The sequence below is a fragment of the Mesorhizobium sp. 10J20-29 genome, assembly GCF_054130485.1.
Map to the genome: position 1 here is coordinate 2603481 of NZ_CP199156.1, position 22156 is coordinate 2625636.

Sequence of the window (22156 nt, forward strand, 5' to 3'; positions counted from 1 at the left end):
GCCACACGCCCCAACAGGCGGCGGTCGCGCCCTTCTCGGTGACGCACCGTGCTGTGCTCGCCATCGCCATTCCCATGACGCTGGCCTACCTGACAACGCCGCTGCTCGGCCTCGTCGATACGGCCGTTGTCGGCCAGTTCGGCGACGCCGCGCTGCTCGGCGGGCTCGCGGCCGGCGCCGTCGTCTTCGACGTCGTCTTCACAAGTTTCAACTTCGTGCGTTCGGGCACCACCGGGCTCGTCGCCCAGGCCTTCGGGCGCAGCGATGCCGCCGAGGAACAGGCCGTCTTCTGGCGCGCCTTCGCCATCGCGGTTGTCGCCGGCGTGGTGCTGGCGGCGCTGGCGCCGCTGATTGTCATTGGCGGCAAGTGGTTCATGGGTGCCGAGCCGCGCGTCAACGAGGCGATGAGCACCTATGTCAACATCCGGCTCTACGGAGCGCCTTTCCTGCTCATCAACTACGCCATCCTCGGCTACGTGCTCGGCCGCGGCGAGGGCGCGCTCGCGCTGCTCCTCCAGATGGTGCTCAACCTCAGCAACATCGCACTCTCCATCCTGCTCGGCCTGAAGCTCGGCTGGGGCGTCGCTGGCGTCGCCTGGGGCACGGTCGGCGGCGAGCTCATCGCCGTGCTGTTCGGCATGGCGGTGCTGCTGCGCCGCTTTGCCGGCGCGCCCCGGCTGGAGCGGGCGCGGCTCCTGGACCGACCCGCCTTCCTGCGCATGATCTCGCTCAACCGCGACATCATGATCCGCTCCTTCTCGCTGCTTGCCGCCTTCGCGCTGTTCACCCGCCAGGGCGCGCAGTTCGGCACGCTGACGCTTGCCGCCAATGGCGTGCTGATGAACTTCTTCCTGGTCGCCGCCTTCTTCCTCGACGGCTTCGCCACCGCGGCCGAACAGCTTGCCGGACGCTCGCTCGGTGCCCGCAACGAGACGGCATTCCGCCGCACCGTCTATCTCTCCTCGCTCTGGGGATTTGCCCTGGCGGGCATCGCGACCGTTCTGCTGCTCTTCTTCGGCGAGCATCTGATCGCGCTTGTCACCACCGCCGAGGACGTCCGCTCCGCCGCAGCAGCCTATCTGCCCTGGGCGGCCTTCACCGCGGTCAGCGGCGTGCTCGCCTTCCAGATGGACGGTGTCTTCATCGGCGCAACCTGGTCGAGGGACATGCGCAACATGATGCTGCTGTCCTTGCTGGCCTTCGTGGCGGCGCTGCTTACCCTGACGCCGCTCTTCGGCAATCACGGCCTGTGGATGTCGCTGCATCTCTTCCTGATCGTGCGCGGCTTCAGCCTGCTCGCCATGCTGCCAGCAAAACTCAGGACGGCCTTCTAGAAGTCCTTCGCCGCCCAGTCGTCGACGCTGGCGTCGCGCAACTCGGCGATCGACTTCAGCTTCTGTGCCTTGGCGAGCCGCGACATCTCGCCGAGGATCCGCCCCGGCAGGGCAGGACCGGCATAGACCATGCCGGTATAGAGCTGCACCAGGTCGGCGCCGGCGCGGATTTTTTCCAGCGCCGTCTCGCCGCTGTCGATGCCGCCGACGCCGATCAGCGCGACTTTCGGCCCGAGCAGCTTGCGCATCCGCGCCAGCGCGATGGTCGAACGCTCGAACAGCGGCCTGCCGGACAGCCCGCCCGTCTCGCCGGCATGGTCGCGTGATGCAAGAGCCGGCCGCGCGATCGTCGTGTTGGAGACGATCACGCCGTCGATTGCATGCGCCTTCACCTCGGCGGCGATGTCCTCAAGATCGGATTGCGCGAGGTCCGGCGCGATCTTCAGGAACAGCGGCACCTTGCGCCCGGCGGAGGCAATCGCCGCATCGCGCGCGGCCGATACGCGCGCCAGCAGTTCGGCGAGGCTCGCCCGTGCCTGCATGTCGCGCAGGCCTGCGGTGTTTGGCGAGGAGATGTTGATCGTCAGGTAGGCGGCGAGCGGTGCGAAGCGTTCGACGCCAAGTTCGTAGTCGCGCACCCGGTCGGCGCTGTCCTTGTTGGCGCCGATGTTGACGCCGACAATGCCGGCCCGGACTTTCCGTGCCTGCAGCCGGGCCTCTGCTGCCGCGTGCCCCTCATTGTTGAAGCCCAGCCGGTTGATGACCGCCCCGTCCTCGACCAGCCGGAAGATGCGCGGCTTCGGGTTCCCGGCCTGTGGAAGTGGGGTCACCGTGCCGACCTCGGCGAAGCCGAATCCCAGCCTCAAAAGCGCGTCGGGCACCTCGGCGTTCTTGTCGTAACCGGCGGCCATGCCGAGCGGGTTGTCGAAGTCGAGACCTGCGACCGAGAGCTTGAGCAGCGGGTCGAGGCGTGGCGACAGTGCGACCGGCAGGCCGGACTTCAGTGCTGCGATCGACAGACCATGTGCGGTCTCCGGGTCGAACTGGAACAGCGCCTTGCGCCCGAGCCGCTCGAGCAGGCCGAGCATCATGAGGTGAGATCCGGAAAGGAGTGCGCACCATCGGAGCCGATCGGCAAGGGTTTGACCCAGGAAACCGCCGACAGGTCGAGCGGCGCGTAGAGATGCGGAAACAGCGCGCCGCCGCGAGAGACCTCGTATTTCAGCGCTCCGCCGAGCCGGCTTTCGTCGATCGCCACGAGCAGCAACCCGCTCTGGCCGGCAAAATGCTTGGCAGCGGTCTCTCGCACCTGGTCGGCGGTCGAGAAATGGATGAAGCCGTCGGCGAGGTCTATGGGCGCGCCGTTGAAGGATCCGCGCTTTTCGGCCTCGCGCCACAGCGCCTCGGGACAGATCTTGAAAATGGTCTTGGACATGCGCGCCCTATAGGCTCAAACCGCGCCGCCGCAAAGCCGAAGCTGACGCGAATTCCCCATTTTCGGCGCAAATGAGGCCGAAAATCCGCTACAGTCCAGCGACCGGAGAAGACCATGCACGCCAAGCCCGCTATTGCCGCCCTGTTCGCCGCGCTCGTCGTCGCCGGCCCCGCCTCGGCGGCCGACACAGAGAACTTCCGCCTTGAGCGATCAACTGACGGCTATGTCCGCATGGACACCCGTACCGGCGAGATGTCGATCTGCGAGGAGAAATGGGGCGAGCTGGTCTGCCGGATGGCCGCCGACGAGCGCACCGCGGTACAGGACGAGATCGAGCGGCTGCAGGACGAGGTCAAGGCGCTGGAAACGCGGCTTGCCGACGTCGCCGCGCTGGAGGATCGTGTCGCCAAGCTCGAAAACTCGCTGACCGCCCGTATCGAAAAGACCCTGCCGACAGAGGAGGAGTTCAACAAGACGATGAGCTACATGGAGCGCTTCTTCCGCGGCTTCATCGGCATCGTCAAGGATCTCGAGGGCGAGAACGCCAAGCCGGTCGAGCCCGAGGCCAACCGCACCTGACGCGATGGCATGCTCTTCGCCACGGTAAAGTTGCGGCCGTGCGGCGTTTGCATGCGCGCAATTGGGGACCTGCCTGATTGCGGCTTGAAAAACCTGTCCACCCCCTCATAATCGGCTAACTGTCCGGCGCCACGCCGTGTTGGGCGGATTCGGGGAGGAATATTTGCCGTCAGGCTACAAGTTCGTCATCGCGGACGACCATCCGTTGTTTCGTGGCGCTTTGAAGCAGGCCCTGTCGGGGCTGAGCAGCGCGGCGACGGTCCTGGAGGCAGGCGACTTCAAGAGCGCCAAGGCGCTGGTCGCCGGCCACGACGACATCGATCTGGTGTTGCTGGACCTTACCATGCCGGGTGCCGCAGGCCTTTCAGGCCTCGTCTCGCTGCGCGGTATTCACGCCGCCGTGCCCATGGTCGTCGTTTCGGCGCATGACGATGCCGAAACCATCCGCCGCGCGCTCGAACTCGGCGCCTCTGGCTTCATCTCCAAGTCGGCCAGCATGGACGACATCCGCAAGGCAGTGGAGATGGTGCTTGCGGGCGGCGTCTGCACGCCGAGCGACGTCGAACTCGGCGTCGAGCACGACCCCGAAATCCTGGACCTGATCAAGCGGTTGCAGTCGCTCACACCGCAGCAGGCACGCGTGCTGGGCATGCTGGCCGAGGGCCTGCTCAACAAGCAGATCGCCTACGAGCTCGGCGTCTCCGAGGCCACCGTCAAGGCGCATGTCTCGGCGGTCCTGCACAAACTCGGCGTCGACAGCCGCACCCAGGCCGTTATCCTGCTGTCGCGCATCGGCACCGACCCGCTGCCGCCGGTCGGCTGAAGGCCTATTCTGCAGCTGCCGGCGTCATGCGCCGCAGCCGCGTCATCATCGAACGCAGCACTGCCGGCTTCAGCGGCTTGTTCAGCACCGGCACATCGATCAGTTCGGCGGCCGCACGGACCTCGTTGGAGCGGTCGGCGGTGATCAGCACGGCCGGGATGTCGTCCCCGTGTCGGTTCCGGAAGGCGCGGATGAAGTCGATGCCGGTCTGGCCGTCGAGATGGTAGTCTGCGAGCACGATGTCGGGCCGAATTTCGGTCGGACTGTCGCCCGGATGCGTGATCACCCGGCACCCCCAGCCCTCGAGCAACAGGCGCATGCCATCGAGGATGCGCGCTTCGTTGTCGACGCACAGCACCACCATGCCGCTGAGCGCCGCCGTCGGCCCGCGCGCTGCCGCTGGCTTCTCGGGCCGCACCGCTTCCGCAGCCTCGGTCACCGGCAGGATGACGGAGAAGCGGCAGCCCTTTCCCCGCCCGGAATCGACCTGCAGCTCGAGCCGCAGCACCCGCGCGATGCGGTCGACGATCGACAGGCCGAGCCCAAGCCCCTGCGCCTCACGCGCGCCTTCCTCGAGGCGCGTGAATTCGCTGAACACCGAATTCAGCTTGTCGATCGGAATGCCGATGCCGGTATCGTAGACCTGGATTTCGGCGAGTTCGCCGCGCCGCCTGACGCCCACCAGTATGCGGCCGCTGCGCGTATACTTGATGGCGTTGGACACCAGGTTCTGGATCAGCCGGCGAAACAGGTTGCGGTCGGTGCGCACCATCAGCGAAGACGGCACGATGATCAGCTCGAGCTTCTTTTCAGTGGCCATCGGCTGGAAATCGGTTCCGATCTGCCTGAGCAGGCTGTCCAGCAGAAACACAGTCTCGGCGGGCTTCATCGCGCCTGCATCGAGTCGCGAAATGTCGAGCACGGCGCCGAGGATCGTTTCGACCGATTCGAGCGAGGATTCGATATTCAGCGCCGCTTCGCTGGCCACTCCCTTGCCGGCCTTCTCGATCAGCGAGGCGCAGTAGAGCCGCGCCGCGTTCAGCGGCTGCAGGATGTCGTGCCCGGCCGCCGCCAGGAAGCGCGTCTTGCCGAGGTTGGCCTCCTCGGCAAACATCTGCGCCTGCGCCAGTTCCTCGTTGACGCGCGTCAGTTCGGCGGTGCGCTGCTGCACCCGCTGCTCAAGCGATTCATTGGCGCGCTTCAAAGCCAGGTCCGCGGCAACGCGTGCCGAGATGTCGGCGTAGGTTGCCACGATGCCGCCGTCAGGCATCGGGTTGGAGCGCAACTCGATGGTTCGTCCGCTGGTCGCAAGTTCGAGTTGCCAGGGGCTGCCGAAATTGGTCATTCGGTTGAGGATCGTGACCTCGGTCTCGGCCGAGATATCGCCTCGCTGCACAAGGTAGCCGAGGATCTGGTCGAGTGAGACGCCGACCTGGCCCATCTCGTCGGGCAGGTCGAACAGCGCGCGGTACTGTCTGTTCCAGCACGTCAGCCGGAAGTCGCGGTCGAGCACGGTAATGCCCTGTTCCATCTGGTCGAGCGCGGTCTGCAACAGGTCCCGGTTATGCTGCAGCGCCTCGGTCGCGTCATCGAGCAGCCGGAACGTGTCACGCGAAGCGCTGTCGCCGCGCTTGACCAGCAGCGACAGGATCAGCCGCGCCGAAGACGAGCCCACCGCGCTCGCCAACAGCTGCTCGGAAAAGCGGATGACGTCCATGCCGGCCTGTTCGCTGCCGACCAGCGGGCCGTTGTTGCGCTCGTAGGTCTGGAACGAGCGTTCCGTCCTCTCGACACCGAGATAGCGCGCGATCGTGTCGCGCAACTCGTTGACGGTGATTGCCGTGCGGAAGCGCTTCAGGCTGGGCATCGGGCTGGTGTCGCGTGGCACGAAGATCGACGCCTGGATGCGCTCGAGCGGCGCTGCCGCGCGCGACAGCGAGCCAAGCACGAAGAACAGCAGGTTGATCGAAAGGCTCCACATCACGCCGTGGTTCAGCGGTTCAGCCTCGGTGCCGAACAGCGACTGCGGCCTGAGCGCCTGGATGCCGAACGGACCGTTGATCAGGATGCCGGTGTCGGGCGCCGCGAGCGAGGGCAGCAACAGCGTGTAGCCCCACACCGCGATTCCGGCTGCCATGCCGAGTGCCGCGCCGCGGCCATTGGCGCCGCGCCAGATCAGGCCGCCGAAGAAGGACGGCGCGAACTGCGCGATCGCCGCAAACGACATCAGCCCGATCGAGGCGAGCCGCGCATTGTTGGTGCTTTCGCGGTAGTAGAGAAAGGCGGCGAACAGGATGACGAAAATCGACGCTCGCCGGACATTCAGGATCAGGCTCGACCAGTCCTCGTTTTCGGGCTGCTGTGTGCGAAGCAGCCGCCGGACGAAGAGCGGGATCACCAGGTCGTTGGAGATCATGATCGACAGCGCGACACTTGCCACGATCACCATGGCGGTAGCGGCCGATAGCCCGCCGATGAACGCCACCATCGCCAGCAGGTCATGCCCGGTAAGCAGCGGCAGTGAGAGCACGTAAAGGTCGCTGCTGGTCTGATCGCCCACCACCGCGATGCCGGCCAGGGCAATCGGCAGCACGAAGAGGTTGATGAGGATCAGGTAGAGCGGGAAGACCCAGGTAGCCGTCCTGACCTCGGCCTCTGATCGGTTCTCGACGATCATCACGTAGAACTGTCGCGGCAGCATGATGATGGCAAAGCCGCTGAGTGTGGTCAGGACCAGCCAGGTTCCAAGCGAAGTCCGGTACGCCACCGACTCGAGAACTTCGGCATGTGCCGATACAGCGGCGACAAACCCTTCCGGGCTGCCGAACAGAAAGAAGCTGACAAACACGCCAACCGCCAGGAAGGCCGCCAGCTTGACCACCGATTCGACAGCGACGGCCAGGACCAGCCCATCCTGGTGCTCGGTCGCGTCGGCATGCCGGGTGCCAAAAAGCACGGCAAACAGCGCCAGCAGCATGGCGATGATCAGCGAGATGTCGCTGACGAAGGGGTCGAAGGATGGCGGTGCGCCGTTGTAGTGTTCGACCATCAGGCTGACGGAACCCGCGATCGCCTTGAGCTGAAGCGCGATATAGGGGATTGCGCCGACGACCGCGATCAGCGTGGCGATGGCCGCCACAGCGAAGCTCTTGCCGTAGCGCGCACCGAGGAAGTCTGCGATCGAGGTGATGCGTTCGGACTTGGCCAGCCGGATGACACGGCTCAGCAGCGGAAAGCCGAAAAGGAACACCAGCACCGGCCCGATATAGATGGCGAGGAACTCCAGCCCGCGGCCGGCCGCGAGCCCAACCGAGCCAAAGAAGGTCCACGACGTGCAGTAGATGGCCAGGCTGAGCGCGTAGATATAGGGGCGCGGCTTGCCCGGGCCGCGAAGCGCGGTGCGGCGATCCCCGAGGCTGGCGATCGCGAACAGCAGGGATACATAGGCGACCGCGATGATGACGACGACCCAGCCTTGCACGTCCCGGCAACCTCCTCGCGTCTTTTCGAGACGCAACCACAGCTTGGCGCGTCTGTCCATTGCCGAGCGCGAGGGCAGGCGTCCGGCGCGGCGGGAGAGCCGCGCCAGGCATCAGGCCGGATGACGTGGCGTCATGCCCGAAAAGGTTAATTGACAGTGTAAGCAATTGAGGCTTTTGCTAGCTTGTCCCCGCTGGCGCTGGCGGTTGGGATGACGCAGCGCGACAGCAATATAACAAGGAGGGCGAACATGCTGAAAGAATTTAAGGAATTCATCTCAAAGGGCAATGTCATGGACCTTGCCGTCGGTGTCATTATTGGTGGCGCCTTTGGTTTGATTGTCTCGTCACTGGTTGACGATATCATTATGCCGATCGTCGGGGCGATCTTCGGCGGACTTGATTTCTCCAACTACTTCATTGCGCTTTCGTCGGCAGTATCGGCCGACTCTCTGGAGGAAGCGCGCAAGCAGGGTGCCGTCTTCGCCTATGGCAATTTCCTCACCGTGCTCTTCAACTTCCTGATCCTTGCCTGGATCATTTTCCTGATGGTCAAGGCGGTCAACAACCTGCGGCGCAACATGGAGGCCGACAAGGCTGCCACGCCGGAGGCGCCAGCGGCTCCTCCAGCCGATGTCGCTCTGCTGACCGAAATCCGCGATCTGCTGGCCAAGAAATAGGCTCAAGCTGCGCTGGACCGACGAAAATCCCTCGCTGCCTGCGCAGCGGGGGATTTTTTCATGCGCGGATGCGGGATAGACATCGCGTGCTCAGTTCCTGAAACGGGTGCCGTAACCATGCCGCTCATAGACAATCTGCGCGCCGAAGCGCGGCTCGCGCCCACCAGCGGTATCGAAGCCGTCATGGACTACGGCCGCGGCCGGTCCGGCCTGATCCCGCTCTGGGCGGGCGAGGGCGACCTGCCGACGCCGGACTTCATCAACGCCGCCGCCATGCGTGGCCTTGCCGGTGGCGAGACCTTCTACACCTGGCAGGCCGGCATTCCCGAGCTGCGCGAGTCGCTGGCCGCCTACCACAGGCGTCATTTCGGGCGCGAATTCTCGGCTGACGAATTCATCGTCACCATCGGCGGCATGCAGGCGATCGTGCTTTCGCTGCTTGCCACATGCGGCGCCGGCGACGAGGCGATCTATCTGACGCCGGCCTGGCCGAATTTCGCCGGCGCCGCTGCGGTCGGCGGCACCAAGCCGGTCGCCGTGCCGCTGCGGTCGAGCGACAATGGCTGGGTCTGCGACATCGACGCGATCGAGGCCGCGGTTACCCCGCGCACGAAGGCGATCTTCGTCAACACGCCGGCCAACCCGACCGGATGGACCGCCGACCGCGAGACGTTGCAGGCAATCCTCGACCTGTCGCGCCGCCACGGCCTGTGGATCATCGCCGACGAGATCTATGCGCTGTTCCATTTCGGCGGACGCCGCGCGCCCTCCTTCGTGGACATCATGGTTCCGGAGGACCGCATCCTCTTCGTCAACACCTTCTCCAAGAACTGGGCGATGACCGGCTGGCGCATCGGCTGGCTGCGCGCGCATCCCTCGCTCGCGCGCACTTTCGAGAACCTGATCCAGTATTCCACCTCCGGCGTGGCGCAGTTCCTGCAGCGCGGGGCCATTGCGGCGCTCGATGAGGGCGACGGCTTCCTCGCCTCGCAGGTCGAGCGCGCCCAGGCGGCCCGCGACCTCGTCTGCCGCATCCTCGGTGACACCGGCCGGGTCAGGTTCAGCGTGCCGCCCGGAGCATTCTATCTGTTCTTTGCCGTCGAAGGGCTTGCCGATTCGCGCAAGGCTGCCTTCGAGATCGTCGACAAGGCCAATGTCGGCCTGGCGCCGGGCAGCGCGTTTGGCGAAGCCGGCGAGGGCTATCTGCGACTGTGCTTCCATCGCCGGCTCGACCAGCTCGAGGAAGCGGCGAACCGCATCGCAGACTGGATCGGCAAAACCTGACAAGATTGTCTGACTGGAAGTCGCGGCAGCGCTCTGCCGCCGGACCCGGGCGGCTCAGCCGCCGGACTTCGGCACCAGAAGCGGAATGATGCGATCCGACTTGGCGACAGATGGTCGCCCGGCGTCGGCATAGGAAATACCCAACGCATCCCAGGTTTCCACCAGTGCGTCCTGCAGCCGGTTGATCAGCACGTCGTCATGGAACGGCGTCGGGGTAATGCGCAGCCGCTCCGTGCCGCGCGGCACGGTCGGATAGTTGATCGGTTGGATGTAGATGCCGTGCACGCCGAGCAGCCGGTCGCTCGCCATCTTGCAGAGCTCGGGATCGCCGACCGCGACGGGCACGATATGCGTCGCCGAATCCATCACGGGCAGCCCGGCTGCCGACAGCACCTCCTTGGTGCGTGCCACCTGCTGCTGCTGCGCTGCACGTTCGGCCTGCGAGTTCTTCAGGTGCCGGATCGAGACGGTGGCCGCCGCGGCGACGGCCGGCGGCAACGCCGTGGTGAAGATGAAGCCCGGCGCATAGGAGCGCACTGCATCGATGACGGCGCAGGAGCCGGTGATGTAGCCGCCCAGCGTGCCAAAGGCCTTGGCCAGCGTCCCCTCGATGATGTCGATGCGGTCGGCAAGTCCCTCGCGTTCGGTGATGCCGCCGCCGCGTTCGCCGTACATGCCCACCGCATGGACCTCGTCGATATAGGTCATGGCGTTGTACTTGTCGGCGAGGTCGGCGATCTCCTTGATCGGCGAGACGTCGCCGTCCATCGAGTACACCGACTCGAAGACGATCAGCTTGGCGCGCTCGCGGCCGGCCGCCGCCAGGATGCTTTCCAGGTGCGCCACGTCATTGTGACGGAAGATCTTCTTCTCCGCGCCGGAGCGCCGCACGCCCTCGATCATCGAGGCGTGGTTGAGCTCGTCGGAGATGATCAGGCAGTTCGGCAGGAGCCGCGCTATGGTCGATATCGACGCCTCGTTGGAGACGAAGCCCGACGTGAAGACCAGAGCCGATTCCTTGCGATGCAGGTCGGCGAGTTCAAGCTCAAGCTCGACCAGTGGATGGTTGGTGCCCGAGATGTTGCGCGTGCCGCCGGAGCCGGCGCCCATGCAGCCGGCTGCCTGCTGGAAGGCGGCGACGACATCGGCATTCTGTCCCATGCCGAGATAGTCGTTCGAACACCAGACGGTGATTTCCTCGGCCTTGCCATTCGACCGCCAGATGGCGCGCGGAAACGCGCCGACGATGCGCTCGAGGTCGGCGAACACCCGGTAGCGGCGCTCGGCGTGGACCTGGTCGATGGCTTCTTCGAAAAACCGCTGATAATTCATTGTGACCTTCCGGTTTTGGGCGGATCATAGTCGGTGGGCCTCGGATCGTCTATTCCGTCTGCTCGGTCAAAATGCCACGCCCGGCCAGCCATTAACGACCAGATTTCGCGTCTTATTCCCTTGATCGGGATCAAGGCGGCGGTCGGCAATACACATCGGACACGTAACCGTCTGGTGTTCCGGCGGTCCGAGGTGGTATCCGCTTGGTAGCGGCGGATGGGTCGGCATAGTGATCTGGGAGTGTCCATATGAGCGTTTTGGTAACGGGCGGAGCCGGTTACATCGGCAGCCACATGGTCTGGGAGCTGCTCGACCATGGCGAGAAGGTTGTCGTGCTCGATCGCCTGTCGAGCGGCTTCGACTGGGCCGTGCCGGCCGAAGCGCCACTGGTCGTCGGCGATGTCGGCGACAGCGAACTGGTGCGCTCGGTGATCCGCGAGCACGATGTCGACGCCATCATCCATTTCGCCGGCTCGCTGATCGTGTCGGAATCCGTCTCCGAGCCGCTTCTCTATTATGAGAACAACACCTGCAGGACGCGCAGTCTGGTGGCTGCCGCGGTCGCCGAGAAAGTGCCGCACTTCATCTTCTCTTCGACGGCCGCCGTTTACGGCACGGCCGGCGTCGAGCCGGTGCGCGAGGACGCTGCCACCAGGCCGGAATCGCCCTATGGCACATCCAAGCTGATGACCGAGTGGATTCTGCGCGACACTGCGGCCGCCTATGATTTCGACTACACGGTGCTGCGCTATTTCAACGTCGCGGGCGCGGACCCCAAGGGCCGCACCGGCCAGTCGACGCCCGGGGCAACGCTGCTCATCAAGGTTGCCGCCGAAACGGCGCTCGGCAAGCGTCCCTACATGGAGATCTTCGGCGACGACTACCCGACGCCGGACGGCACCTGCATCCGCGACTACATCCATGTCAGCGATCTCGTCGAGGCGCACCGCCTGGCGCTCGACCGGCTGCGCGGCGGCGGGGGGAGCCTGGTCGCCAATTGCGGCTATGGCCACGGCTATTCGGTGCTGGAGGTCATGGGCAGCGTCAAGCGGGTCTATGGCGGCGAGATCGACGTGCGCATGTCGGGCCGCCGGCCGGGCGACGCTGTAGCCGTCGTCGCCAATTCCGACCTCGCGCGTAGCGCCTTCGGCTGGAAACCCCGTCTCGACAACCTTGACGGCATCGTCTCCGACGCGCTTGCCTGGGAACGAAAACTTTCGATGAAGAATTCGTCGCGCTGACGAGGCGGGCCGGAGCCAAAGCGGACCGGCAGCCTCGACGGCGCATCGGCGACGCTGCCACAGAGTGAGGCGGCAGGCGCTTCGCCGCGCCGCTCAGGCCTGCACCTGGCCGCCGTCGACGAAGAATTCGACGCCGTTGACGAAACTCGCCTCGTCGGAAGCCAGGAAGAGGACCGCCTTGGCGATTTCGTCCGGCCGGCCGACCCGTCCGAGCGGGTTGCGCGAGGCCAGGAAGTCGAGCAGGCCCTCCTGCTGGGCGACATCATCGCCGGCAAGTCCGACCAGGCCAGGCGTCCGGGTGGCGCCGGGGCTGATGACGTTGACGCGGATGCCGCGCTCCTTGAGGTCGAGGATCCAGCTGCGGGCGAAATTGCGAACGGCAGCCTTCGTTGCCGAATAGACGCTGAACGCGGCCGTTCCCTCGGCACTCGTCGTCGAGCCCGTCATGACGATCGCACCGCCGTCCTTCAGCAGCGGCAAGGCCCTCTGAACGGTAAACAGCACGCCCTTCACATTGGTGTCGAACGTCCGCTGGAAATGCTCCTCGGTAATCGCGTCGAGCGTCGCGAATTCACCGCCGCCGGCATTGGCGAAGACGACGTCGATCTTCTCGTGCTTGCTTGCAACAGCGTCGTAGAGGCGGTCGATATCGGCCAGCTTCGACATGTCGCCCTGGACGCCGGTTGCCTGGGCGCCGATCTCCTTCAGCGCAGCATCCAGCGCCTGCTGGCGGCGCCCGGTGATGAAGACCGAAGCGCCCTCTTCCGCAAACGCCTTGGCCGTTGCCAGGCCGATGCCGCTCGTCGCGCCGGTGACCACCACCACCTTGTTCTTGAACCTGTCAGTCATCGTTCTGCTCCTTGGCTGCGGCACTTTGTGTGCCGTCGCCTGGATATGTTTCTGCAACGCTCATGCTTGAAGACGTTGGTTGTGCTACATAGCGTTCCATCAGGAGAACGATGATTGCGCAGCGACCTGAACGACTATGTCTATTTCGCCGAGGTGGTCTCGCATGGCGGGTTTGCAGCCGCCGGGCGCGCCCTCGGCGAGCCGAAGTCCAAGCTCAGCCGCCGGATCGCGGCTCTGGAAACGCGACTCGGCGTGCGTCTCATCGAGCGGTCGAGTCGCCGCTTCCGCGTCACCGAGATCGGCCGGACCTTCTACGACCGCTGCCGCATGATGATGCTGGAGGCCGAACGGGCCGAGGCGCTGGTTGCAGAGGCGCATTCAGAGCCGCACGGCCGCATACGGGTGGCTTGCCCGACAGGCCTGGCCAAGATCGCCTCGACCATCCTGCGCGGCGTTCTCGCCCGCTACCCGAAGGTCAGCCTCCAGCTCATCGCCACCGATCGCGCGGTCGACCTCATCGAGGAGCGCATCGATGTGGCGCTGCGCGTCCGGCACGAGCTGACAAGCGATGCTTCGCTGACGATGCGCGTGCTTGGCCATTCGCGCTGGATACTCGTCGCCAATCCCGAGACCGCCGGCCGTCTGGGTGCCGACATCGCCACGCTTGGCGCGCTGCCGACGCTGGGAACCAGCGACCAGGCCGGAGAGGTCGAATGGAGGCTCGAGCGAGAGGACGGCGCGACGCACGTGCTTCGTCATGAGCCACGCATGACATGCGCCGACTTCACGGTTCTCTGCGATGCGGCGGCCGACGGTATCGGCATCGGCTTCCTGCCGGATCACGCCTGCGCCGGTCATGTCGCATCCGGCCGGCTTGTGCAGGTGTTCGGCGACTGGCGCGGCCCGGACGGCATTGTCCACCTCGTCTTCACGACCCGCCGCGGCTTACCACCGGCCGTCCGCGCCCTCATCGACTGCCTGGCGAAAGAATTTCCCGGCATCTAGGAGGAAGACGCCACGGGTGCGCGCACCACCCGCGCGATCTGCCGGATCTCAAGTGCTTGAGTTTAAGGACTAAGGGAATGGTGCCCAGGGGCGGATTTGAACCACCGACACGCGGATTTTCAATCCGCTGCTCTACCCCTGAGCTACCTGGGCTTACCATCGCGATGCCGGGTCGTCTGCTGCATCGCTCGTCTTGTCAGGGTGCTGCGGCACCCCTCGAAAGCGGCTGCGTTATAGCACGGGATTTCCGCCTGTCCAGCGCCCGTTCGGCAATTTGGGAAGGAGAAATCGGCAGGCTGTTTCGCCGACCCCGACAGCCGGCCTCAATCCGCGTGCTGGCCGCCTGTTCCGGCCGCATCCTCGCCGGTTTCCTCGTCCTCGTCTTCGCGTACCGGAATGGCGTAACTTCCCGAGAGCCAGCGGTTGAGGTCGACGTCCTTGCAGCGCGGCGAGCAGAAGGGATAGGTGGCGCGCGCCGAGGGCTGCCCGCATTCGGGGCAGGGCCGCTTCGGTCTCAGCGGCGTCACCTTGGCGCCCATATCCCTCACGCCCGCGCGCCCGACAGCCAGTTGAAGTGCACCTGGTAGCCATCGGCATTGAGCAGCCCGACGGTCTCGTAGAGCGGCAGCCCGACGATATTGGTATAGGAGCCCGTCAGCTTGACGACGAAAGTGCCGGCCAGTCCCTGCACGGCGTAACCGCCGGCCTTGCCGCGCCATTCGCCCGAGGCGAGATAGCTTTCCAGTTCCTCGCGGCTGATGCGCTTGAAGCGCACCCGGCTCTCGACAAGCCGCTGGCGCACCTTTCCGGACGGCGCGATCAGGCAGACGGCCGAATAGACGCGGTGCGTGCGCCCCGACAGCATCTGCAGGCAGTTCGACGCCTCGTCGATCATCTCGGCCTTGGGCAGGATGCGCCGGCCGAGCGCCACCACCGTGTCGGCGGCAAGCACGAAGCAGGGGGCGTAGTCGGCCTCGGTTTTCAGCGAGGCAAGTGCCTTCTGCGCCTTTTCCTTGGCCAGGCGCTTGGCCAGCGAGCGCGGATGCTCGGAGCGGAGCGGCGTCTCGTCGATGTCGGCCGGCAACAGGCGGTCAGGCTCGATGCCTGCCTGCTGCAGCAACTCGATGCGCCGCGCCGAACCGGACGCCAGCACAAGCTTCTGGAAAACGCTCATCCGGACACGCGGCCAGCGGCCGTCCTATTTGAAGCGATAGGTGATGCGGCCCTTGGTCAGATCGTAGGGCGTCATTTCAACGAGGACCTTGTCGCCGGTCAGAACGCGGATGCGGTTCTTGCGCATGCGTCCGGCGGTGTGGGCAATGATTTCGTGCTCGTTTTCGAGCTTCACCCGAAACATCGCGTTCGGCAAAAGCTCGGTCACGGTGCCCGGAAATTCGAGGACTTCTTCCTTCGGCATTCTCTACCTTTATTTTGGATCGTTTCCGGCGGCCTGCCCGGAATTGCGCGGAACCTATATGATTGTCGCCGCTTTGTGAACACGCTTTAAATCATGTCGTCCCGGGGGTAAATCGGGCCTCGATCCGCGCCTTCAGCCGGTCGCGCACGTCGCGGTAGGCAGCAAGTATGTGCTCGCGCGACCCGCGCGCCGATGTCGGGTCGGCCGTCGGCCAGTATTCCACGTCCACCGCCAGCGTGCGCGTCAGTTCCAGCGCCGCATGGTGCGCCTCCGGCGCCAGCGTCACGATGAGGTCGAAATAGAGGTCCTCGAGATCGTCGATCGTCCGAGGATGCCGTTCCCCGAGTGTCAGCCCGGCATCGGCAAGGACGGCCTCGACGAAGGGATCGGGCTCGCCTGCATGCAATCCGGCCGAGGCTATGAAGGTCGAGCCCGGCAGCATGGAGCGCGCGAGGCACTCGGCCATCGGCGAGCGCACCGTGTTCATGCGGCACATGAACAGCACGGAGCGGGGAGGCGGGCCGCCGGTCAGCTTCTATCCCCTCCAGTGCAGCACGCAGACCAGCGTGAACAGCCTGCGCGCCGTGCTGAAGTCGATGTCGATCTTGCCGGCCAGCCTGTCCATCAGCGTCTGCGAGCCGTCGTCGTGCAGGCCGCGCCGGCCCATGTCGATCGCCTCGATCTGGCTTGGCGTCGAGATGCGGATCGCCTCGTAATAGCTCTCGCAGATCATGTAGTAGTCCTTGACGATGCGCCGGAACGGCGTCAGCGATAGGATGTGGGTGACCACGGGATCCCCGTTCTCGCGGCTGACTGAGAACACCAGCCGGGATTCGGCAATCGAGAGTTTGAGTTTGTAGGGGCCGCCGACCGGATCATCGACCGGTGCGAAGCTGTTTTCCTCGATCAGGTCGAAGATCGCGACGGCGCGCTCATGCTCGACATCAGGCGTGGCGCGGCCGATCGATTCGTCGAGCTCGACGTCGATCAGCCTGCAATTGTCGCGGCCGTCCTCTGCCATATTACAGGTTGAGCCGGATCGCGACGGAGCGCCCATGCGCGTCCAGCCCCTCCGCCTTTGCCAGGTCGATCGCGGCCGGCGCCAGCAGCCGCAGCTGCTCCGGCCCGAGCTTCAGCACCGAGGTGCGCTTGACGAAGTCGAGCACCGACAGGCCGGACGAGAAGCGCGCCGAGCGCGCCGTCGGCAGAACGTGGTTGGAGCCGCCGACATAGTCGCCGATCACTTCCGGCGTATGCCGGCCGAGAAACACCGCGCCGGCATTGCGCAGCCGCGCGAAATAGCCTTCCGCGTCGTCTAGAGCCAGTTCGACATGCTCGGCCGCGATCCGGTCGGCAAGCGCTACCGAGCCCGCCAGGTCCTCGACCAGGATCACCGTGCCGTAGTCGCGCCAGCTCTGCGCTGCGATCTCGCCGCGCGAAAGAGTCTTGATCTGGCGCTCGACCGCCGCCTCCACGGCGTCGGCGAAGGCGCCGTCGTCGGTGATCAGGATCGACTGCGCTGCGATGTCGTGCTCGGCCTGCGCCAGAAGGTCGGCGGCGATCCATTCCGGGTCGTTGCTGCCGTCGGCTACCACCAAAACCTCGGACGGCCCGGCGATCATGTCGATGCCCACCGTCCCGAACACCTGCCGCTTGGCGGCCGCCACATAGGCATTGCCCGGGCCGACTATCTTGGCGACAGGGCGGATGCTCTCGGTACCATAGGCAAGGGCCGCGATCGCCTGCGCGCCGCCGATCTTGTAGATCTCCGACACGCCGGCAATGTCGGCCGCCACCAGCACCAGCGGGTTGATGACGCCGCCCGGCGCCGGCACCACCATGACGATGCGCTCGCAGCCTGCCACCACTGCGGGAACCGCGTTCATCAGCACCGAACTCGGATAGCTCGCCGTGCCGCCCGGCACGTACAGGCCGACCGCCTCGATGGCTGTCCAGCGCGAGCCGAGCTCGACGCCCGAGGCGTCGGTATAGCGGTCGTCGGCGGGTTTCTGGCGCGCGTGGTGGCTGCGGATACGATCACGCGCGAAGGTAAGCGCCTCGATCGTGCCCGCGTCGGCCGCGCCATAGGCGTCCTTGATCTCCTGCGGCGTTACCGCAAAGCCGGTCGCCGAGAGATCGACCCGGTCGAATTTCTTCGTGTAGTCGGCCAGCGCCGCGTCGCCTTCGGCGCGAATCCGCGCAATGATCTCGCGCACCACGGCGTCGACGTCTGCCGAGGCTTCGCGCTTGGCGCCGAGGAAGGCTGTGAAGCGCTCCTCGAAATCGGTGTCGGTCTGGCGAAGGGTGGTGGCCATGGCTGTTCCGTCAGTCCGCGTGCTCGGGCCGTGATTCGGCCTCCCAGGCGCCGCCGAGGTCGGCGAGCCGCGCCTCGATGCATTCGACCTCGAGCCTGATCGCCGCGCCGCCGGAAAAGACCAGGTCGACGGTGCCGGCCGGCTCGTCGCCCGCGGTGAACAGCACCGCAAGCAGCGACAGCACGTCTTCGGGTTTGTCGCGGGCGATTCCCGACAGCTTGACCGACAGTACGCGCGAGAAATGCAGCACGCTGTTGCGCCGCTCCGGCTGCGCCTTGCGGCTGGTCGGCGCAGCTTCCCAGGCAAAGCGGTACATCGGCAGCACGAAGAGCTTCGAGGCCGGCAGGAATTCCAGGTCGCCGACCTTCAGCACAGCATCCTGCACATGGGCCGAGACGATCTTCAGGTCTTCTTCGTCGAGCGCGACGAGCTTGAGCTGCTTCATGGCCTGATTTGCCTGTTCGGGTTGCCGGTTGCGGCCTTGTTATGCGCTCCGGGCAGGCCGTGCAACGCCCGCCGCGGGCGGGACGTGCGGCCTAGCTGGAAAGCCGCTCGATCACCGCGCCGCAATTGGAGAGCTTCTCCTCCAGCCGTTCGAAGCCGCGGTCGAGGTGATAGACACGATTCACCTCGGTTTCGCCTTCCGCCGCAAGTCCCGCGATCACCAGCGACACCGAGGCGCGTAGGTCGGTTGCCATCACCGGCGCGCCCTTGAGACGTGCCACGCCCTCGACCGTGGCGGTCTGGCCCGACAGCGTGATGTGGGCGCCCAGGCGGGCCAGTTCCTGCACATGCATGAAGCGGTTCTCGAAGATCGTCTCGGTGATCTTCGACTTGCCGTTGGCCATCGTCATCAGGCCCATGAACTGTGCCTGCAGGTCGGTTGGAAAGCCGGGGAAGGGCGCCGTCGAAACATCGACAGGCAGGATTCCGTTGCCGTTGCGATAGACGCGGATGCCGCGCTCTTCCTCGGTGATGTCGGCGCCGCTCTGGCGGATGATGTCGAGGGCACCGCTCAAGAGGTCGGCGCGTGCGCCTTCCAGCAGCACGTTGCCGCCGGTCATGGCGACCGCCATGGCGTAGGTTCCGGTCTCGATGCGGTCGGGGATGACCCGGTGGCGCGCGCCCGACAGCGCGTCGACGCCGTCGATGGTGATGGTCGAGGTGCCGGCGCCGGAGATCCTGGCGCCCATGGCATTGAGGCATTCGGCGAGGTTGACGATCTCGGGCTCGCGCGCGGCGTTTTCCAGCACCGTCTCGCCCTTGGCCAGCGAGGCGGCCATCAGCATCACATGCGTGGCGCCGACCGAGACCTTCGGGAAGACGAAGCGGTTGCCGACCAGCCGGCCATTGCGCGTCTTGGCAATCACATAGCCGCTTTCGACGTCGATATCGGCGCCGAGCGCCTGCAGGCCATCGAGGAACAGGTCGACCGGACGCGTGCCGATGGCGCAGCCGCCGGGCAGCGACACCTTGGCCTCGCCCATGCGGGCAAGCAGCGGTCCGACAACCCAGAAGGAGGCGCGCATCTTCGACACCAGCTCATAGGGTGCCGTCGTGTCGACGATATTGCGGGCGGAGAAATTGATGGTGCGCGAATAGCCCTCGTTCTGCTTCTCGCGCCGACCGTTGACCGAATAGTCGACACCGTGATTGCCGAGGATGCGGATCAGCTGCTCTACATCGGCCAGGTGGGGCACGTTCTCGAGCGTCAGCGTGTCGTCGGTCAGCAGCGACGCGATCATCAACGGCAGGGCTGCGTTCTTGGCGCCCGAGATCGGGATGACGCCGTTCAGTTCGTTCCCGCCGACTATTCTGATGCGATCCATGAAAAATCACTTTCCCGGCTCAACTGCCGGTTCTTTTGCCAAGCGGACCGTCTAGACCATCGTACGGGCCGGTTCAAGGAACAGCTTGCCTCCGCTGCTCCGACCGCGACGAAAGTTGACCTCCCTTGCCGGTCCTCGCCTGGATTGTACCTATAGGGTCGCTCCATTCACCCCTTGTCTGGCGGGTTGCCGTCGGCAGACCCCAGGCCCTCCGGCCGCTCGTCGGCGTCGCCGTCGCGCCGGGCCCGGGCCTGCGCCTTGCGGCGCAGCAGGTTGGCGCGCAGTTCCTCGGCGAGCCGGGCCTTGCGGTCCGGCTGCTTCGGCTTTGCCGTCGCGCCATCCTTTGAAGTCATGTCCATCCGTCCCGACCCGCCGCGGCAGCTTGGCCGCCAGCAAAACATGCGGGCCATTGTGGCCCTGTCGTGGCAGCAGGTCCAGCCTCGCGCAATGGCGGCATTACATGCCTTGCGCTGGCCCCATCCTTGTGGCAGAAGTCCGCCGCGTCGGCAGGCTGCGGTAGCTCAGTGGTAGAGCACTCCCTTGGTAAGGGAGAGGTCGAGAGTTCAATCCTCTCTCGCAGCACCATTTTCCCTCAGATCTCACTATTCCTGCATCCTGCAGGCACATTGATTGTGCGGTCGGACCGATCCCTGACGTTGCCGACACTGGCTTGTGCCCGTCGAACGCAGATCTGGGGCCAGCAGGTTCACGCCTTTCCGCCCCCACGCCCCATCCGCGTCAAATTTGCGCCAGATCAATTCGCGCCGTTCGCTCTTGTGCGAGACACGCCGGGAGGGCATGCCCGTCTCGAGACGGGCATCGGGCGCGCAGCTGCACAGGCTGCGGCGTCCGCATTGCAGTCTGGGGATCGTGACATGGAATTTCGGGGAACGGCGACATGGTAGCGCAGCTTACGAAAGGCGAACGCCAGCTTTCGGTGATTGTTCTCCTGGCATTGGCGCTTGCCGGCCTCGCCATGGCGGTGGCCGGCCGGGCCGACCCGCTGGGCGTCCACGGCATCATCGTCATCCTCTTCTCGGCTGCCCTGGTTTTTGTCATTCTGGCGCAGTTCAATGCGCCCGAACCCTCGCCCGAGCGGCTGAAGGACTACTACGACGACCCCAGCAAGGTCGGCATCGTGCTGTCCATGTTCTGGGCGGTCATCGGCATGGCGCTCGGCGTCTGGGTCGCGGCCCTGCTGGCCTGGCCCGACCTGACCATCGATGCTGCCTGGGCGAGCTTCGGCCGCCTGCGGCCTGCCCACACCAGCGCCGTCATCTTCGGCTTCGGCGGCAATGCGCTGATCGCCACCTCCTATCACGTCATGCAGCGCACCTCGCGCGCGCGCCTGCCCGGCCAGTTCAGCCCCTGGTTCGTGCTCATCGGCTACAATCTCTTCTGCGTCGTGGCGGCCGCCGGCTACTTCATGGGAGTCACCCAGTCGAAGGAATATGCCGAGCCCGAATGGTACGCCGATATCTGGCTGACCATCGTCTGGATTGCCTACTTCGTCCTCTACATACGCACCCTTGCGCGCCGCAAGGAGCCGCACATCTACGTCGCCAACTGGTATTACCTGGCCTTCATCCTGGTCGTGGCGATGCTGCACATCGTCAACAACCTTGCCGTTCCGGTCTCGCTCGGCCACGCCAAGAGCTATTCGGCCTTCTCCGGCGTGCAGGATGCAATGACGCAATGGTGGTACGGCCACAACGCCGTCGCCTTCTTCCTGACCGCCGGCTTCCTGGGCATGATGTACTATTACCTCCCGAAGCGCGCCGGCCGGCCGATCTTCTCCTACCGGCTGTCGATCATCAGCTTCTGGGGCATCACCTTCATGTACATGTGGGCAGGCTCGCACCACCTGCACTACACGGCACTGCCGCAATGGGTGCAGACGCTCGGCATGACCTTCTCGCTGGTCCTGCTGGTGCCATCCTGGGCCTCGGCCGGCAACGCGCTGGCCACCCTCAACGGCGCCTGGCACAAGGTGCGCGACGACGCCACGCTGCGCTTCATGATGGCGGCGGCCGTGTTCTACGGCCTCACCACCTTCGAGGGTTCGTTCCTGGCTATCCGCCCGGTCAACTCGCTGTCGCACTACACCGACTGGACGATCGGCCATGTCCATGCCGGTGCGCTCGGCTGGGTCGCGCTCATCACCTTCGGCTCGATCTATGCGGTCGTGCCATGGCTGTGGCGGCGCCAGGCCATGTACTCGGCAAGGCTCGTCGAGTGGCATTTCTGGCTCGCCCTGTCCGGCACCGTCATCTACGTCTTCGCGATGTGGAACTCGGGCATCATCCAGGGCCTGATGTGGCGCACCTACAATGAAAGCGGGACGCTGACCTACTCCTTCATCGAATCGATGGTGGCCATGCATCCCTATTACATCGCGCGCGCCTTTGGCGGCCTGCTGTTCCTGCTTGGCGCGATCATTGGAACCTACAATGTCTTGATGACGATCACCGGCCATTCCAGGGCCGTGGAAGAAGTCGGCGAGGACATGCCGCACCGCGCGGGTGCGGCGATTTCGGCAGAGCCGGCGGAGTAA

At 65.3% G+C, this 22156-nt stretch carries 22 protein-coding genes and 2 tRNA genes; 9 read left to right on the forward strand and 15 right to left on the reverse strand.

The features are described from left to right. Window positions 1-74: 74 nt before the first annotated feature. Window positions 75-1334, forward strand: a complete 1260-nt coding sequence (locus tag ACT2BZ_RS12455; RefSeq protein WP_457941288.1) for an MATE family efflux transporter — start codon at window positions 75-77, stop codon at window positions 1332-1334. Here the strand turns inward: ACT2BZ_RS12455 and ACT2BZ_RS12460 are convergent. Together ACT2BZ_RS12460 and ACT2BZ_RS12465 are read right to left on the reverse strand one after the other, a co-directional pair. Beyond that, window positions 1331-2422, reverse strand: a complete 1092-nt coding sequence (locus tag ACT2BZ_RS12460) for a quinone-dependent dihydroorotate dehydrogenase (RefSeq protein WP_457941289.1) — start codon at window positions 2420-2422, stop codon at window positions 1331-1333. The genes ACT2BZ_RS12455 and ACT2BZ_RS12460 overlap by 4 nt on opposite strands. Beyond that, window positions 2422-2769 (reverse strand): DUF952 domain-containing protein, encoded by a 348-nt coding sequence (locus tag ACT2BZ_RS12465; protein ID WP_457935476.1) that lies wholly within the window; start codon window positions 2767-2769, stop codon window positions 2422-2424. The genes ACT2BZ_RS12460 and ACT2BZ_RS12465 overlap by 1 nt, the downstream gene beginning before the upstream one ends. Before the next feature lie 114 nt (window positions 2770-2883). Between ACT2BZ_RS12465 and ACT2BZ_RS12470 the strand changes: the two genes are divergently transcribed. Beyond that, a complete protein-coding gene (locus tag ACT2BZ_RS12470) occupies window positions 2884-3348 on the forward strand; it encodes a hypothetical protein (RefSeq protein WP_457935477.1) in 465 nt (154 codons plus the stop codon). A 163-nt stretch (window positions 3349-3511) separates the two neighbouring features. Further along, the gene (locus tag ACT2BZ_RS12475; RefSeq protein WP_457935478.1) at window positions 3512-4171 is read left to right on the forward strand and encodes a response regulator; all 660 of its coding nucleotides are present in this window, start codon (window positions 3512-3514) and stop codon (window positions 4169-4171) included. Between the two features lie 4 nt (window positions 4172-4175). Here ACT2BZ_RS12475 and ACT2BZ_RS12480 read toward each other — a convergent pair whose 3' ends face one another. Next, window positions 4176-7652, reverse strand: a complete 3477-nt coding sequence (locus ACT2BZ_RS12480) for a PAS-domain containing protein (RefSeq protein ID WP_457935479.1) — start codon at window positions 7650-7652, stop codon at window positions 4176-4178. A gap of 249 nt (window positions 7653-7901) precedes the next feature. Here ACT2BZ_RS12480 and mscL point away from each other — a divergent pair, with 249 nt between their 5' ends. Further along, the gene (gene mscL, locus ACT2BZ_RS12485; protein ID WP_457941290.1) at window positions 7902-8330 is read left to right on the forward strand and encodes a large conductance mechanosensitive channel protein MscL; all 429 of its coding nucleotides are present in this window, start codon (window positions 7902-7904) and stop codon (window positions 8328-8330) included. A 117-nt stretch (window positions 8331-8447) separates the two neighbouring features. Continuing rightward, window positions 8448-9614 (forward strand): pyridoxal phosphate-dependent aminotransferase, encoded by a 1167-nt coding sequence (locus ACT2BZ_RS12490; protein ID WP_457935480.1) that lies wholly within the window; start codon window positions 8448-8450, stop codon window positions 9612-9614. A gap of 54 nt (window positions 9615-9668) precedes the next feature. On the opposite strand, the gene hemA is transcribed toward ACT2BZ_RS12490, so the two are convergent. After that, on the reverse strand, window positions 9669-10946 hold the full coding sequence (hemA, locus tag ACT2BZ_RS12495) for a 5-aminolevulinate synthase (protein WP_457935481.1): 1278 nt from the start codon (window positions 10944-10946) through the stop codon (window positions 9669-9671). A 248-nt stretch (window positions 10947-11194) separates the two neighbouring features. On the opposite strand from hemA, the gene galE reads away from it, so the two are divergent. After that, window positions 11195-12187 (forward strand): UDP-glucose 4-epimerase GalE, encoded by a 993-nt coding sequence (galE, locus tag ACT2BZ_RS12500; RefSeq protein ID WP_457935482.1) that lies wholly within the window; start codon window positions 11195-11197, stop codon window positions 12185-12187. Between the two features lie 93 nt (window positions 12188-12280). Here galE and ACT2BZ_RS12505 read toward each other — a convergent pair whose 3' ends face one another. Next, the gene (locus tag ACT2BZ_RS12505) at window positions 12281-13036 is read right to left on the reverse strand and encodes an SDR family NAD(P)-dependent oxidoreductase (protein WP_457935483.1); all 756 of its coding nucleotides are present in this window, start codon (window positions 13034-13036) and stop codon (window positions 12281-12283) included. A gap of 114 nt (window positions 13037-13150) precedes the next feature. Here ACT2BZ_RS12505 and ACT2BZ_RS12510 point away from each other — a divergent pair, with 114 nt between their 5' ends. Beyond that, window positions 13151-14041 (forward strand): LysR substrate-binding domain-containing protein, encoded by an 891-nt coding sequence (locus ACT2BZ_RS12510; protein WP_457935484.1) that lies wholly within the window; start codon window positions 13151-13153, stop codon window positions 14039-14041. Window positions 14042-14119: 78 nt separating this feature from the next. On the opposite strand, the gene ACT2BZ_RS12515 is transcribed toward ACT2BZ_RS12510, so the two are convergent. From ACT2BZ_RS12515 to ACT2BZ_RS12560, 10 genes are all read right to left on the reverse strand, one after another. Next, a tRNA-Phe gene (locus tag ACT2BZ_RS12515) sits at window positions 14120-14194 on the reverse strand. A gap of 170 nt (window positions 14195-14364) precedes the next feature. Next, the gene (yacG, locus tag ACT2BZ_RS12520; RefSeq protein ID WP_457941291.1) at window positions 14365-14580 is read right to left on the reverse strand and encodes a DNA gyrase inhibitor YacG; all 216 of its coding nucleotides are present in this window, start codon (window positions 14578-14580) and stop codon (window positions 14365-14367) included. Between the two features lie 5 nt (window positions 14581-14585). Continuing rightward, complete coding sequence (locus tag ACT2BZ_RS12525) at window positions 14586-15215, reverse strand: Maf-like protein (protein WP_457935485.1); 630 nt, start codon at window positions 15213-15215, stop codon at window positions 14586-14588. Window positions 15216-15239: 24 nt separating this feature from the next. Further along, window positions 15240-15458, reverse strand: a complete 219-nt coding sequence (infA, locus tag ACT2BZ_RS12530) for a translation initiation factor IF-1 (RefSeq protein WP_019172992.1) — start codon at window positions 15456-15458, stop codon at window positions 15240-15242. A gap of 91 nt (window positions 15459-15549) precedes the next feature. Then, a complete protein-coding gene (locus ACT2BZ_RS12535) occupies window positions 15550-15945 on the reverse strand; it encodes an arsenate-mycothiol transferase ArsC (protein WP_457941292.1) in 396 nt (131 codons plus the stop codon). Between the two features lie 48 nt (window positions 15946-15993). Beyond that, window positions 15994-16479, reverse strand: coding sequence for a UPF0262 family protein (locus ACT2BZ_RS12540; protein WP_457935486.1), 486 nt, complete (start codon window positions 16477-16479; stop codon window positions 15994-15996). Window position 16480: 1 nt separating this feature from the next. Next, the gene (gene hisD / locus ACT2BZ_RS12545) at window positions 16481-17773 is read right to left on the reverse strand and encodes a histidinol dehydrogenase (protein WP_457935487.1); all 1293 of its coding nucleotides are present in this window, start codon (window positions 17771-17773) and stop codon (window positions 16481-16483) included. A 10-nt stretch (window positions 17774-17783) separates the two neighbouring features. Beyond that, window positions 17784-18218 carry a DUF2948 family protein gene (locus tag ACT2BZ_RS12550; protein ID WP_457935488.1) on the reverse strand — a complete coding sequence of 145 codons (435 nt, stop codon included), beginning with the start codon at window positions 18216-18218 and terminating at the stop codon, window positions 17784-17786. Between the two features lie 91 nt (window positions 18219-18309). Beyond that, window positions 18310-19602, reverse strand: a complete 1293-nt coding sequence (murA, locus tag ACT2BZ_RS12555; protein WP_457935489.1) for a UDP-N-acetylglucosamine 1-carboxyvinyltransferase — start codon at window positions 19600-19602, stop codon at window positions 18310-18312. 167 nt (window positions 19603-19769) lie between these two features. Continuing rightward, window positions 19770-19955 carry a hypothetical protein gene (locus ACT2BZ_RS12560; protein ID WP_457935490.1) on the reverse strand — a complete coding sequence of 62 codons (186 nt, stop codon included), beginning with the start codon at window positions 19953-19955 and terminating at the stop codon, window positions 19770-19772. A gap of 157 nt (window positions 19956-20112) precedes the next feature. Here ACT2BZ_RS12560 and ACT2BZ_RS12565 point away from each other — a divergent pair. After that, window positions 20113-20187 (forward strand) — tRNA-Thr (locus ACT2BZ_RS12565). Between the two features lie 313 nt (window positions 20188-20500). Further along, the gene (gene ccoN, locus ACT2BZ_RS12570) at window positions 20501-22156 is read left to right on the forward strand and encodes a cytochrome-c oxidase, cbb3-type subunit I (RefSeq protein ID WP_457935491.1); all 1656 of its coding nucleotides are present in this window, start codon (window positions 20501-20503) and stop codon (window positions 22154-22156) included.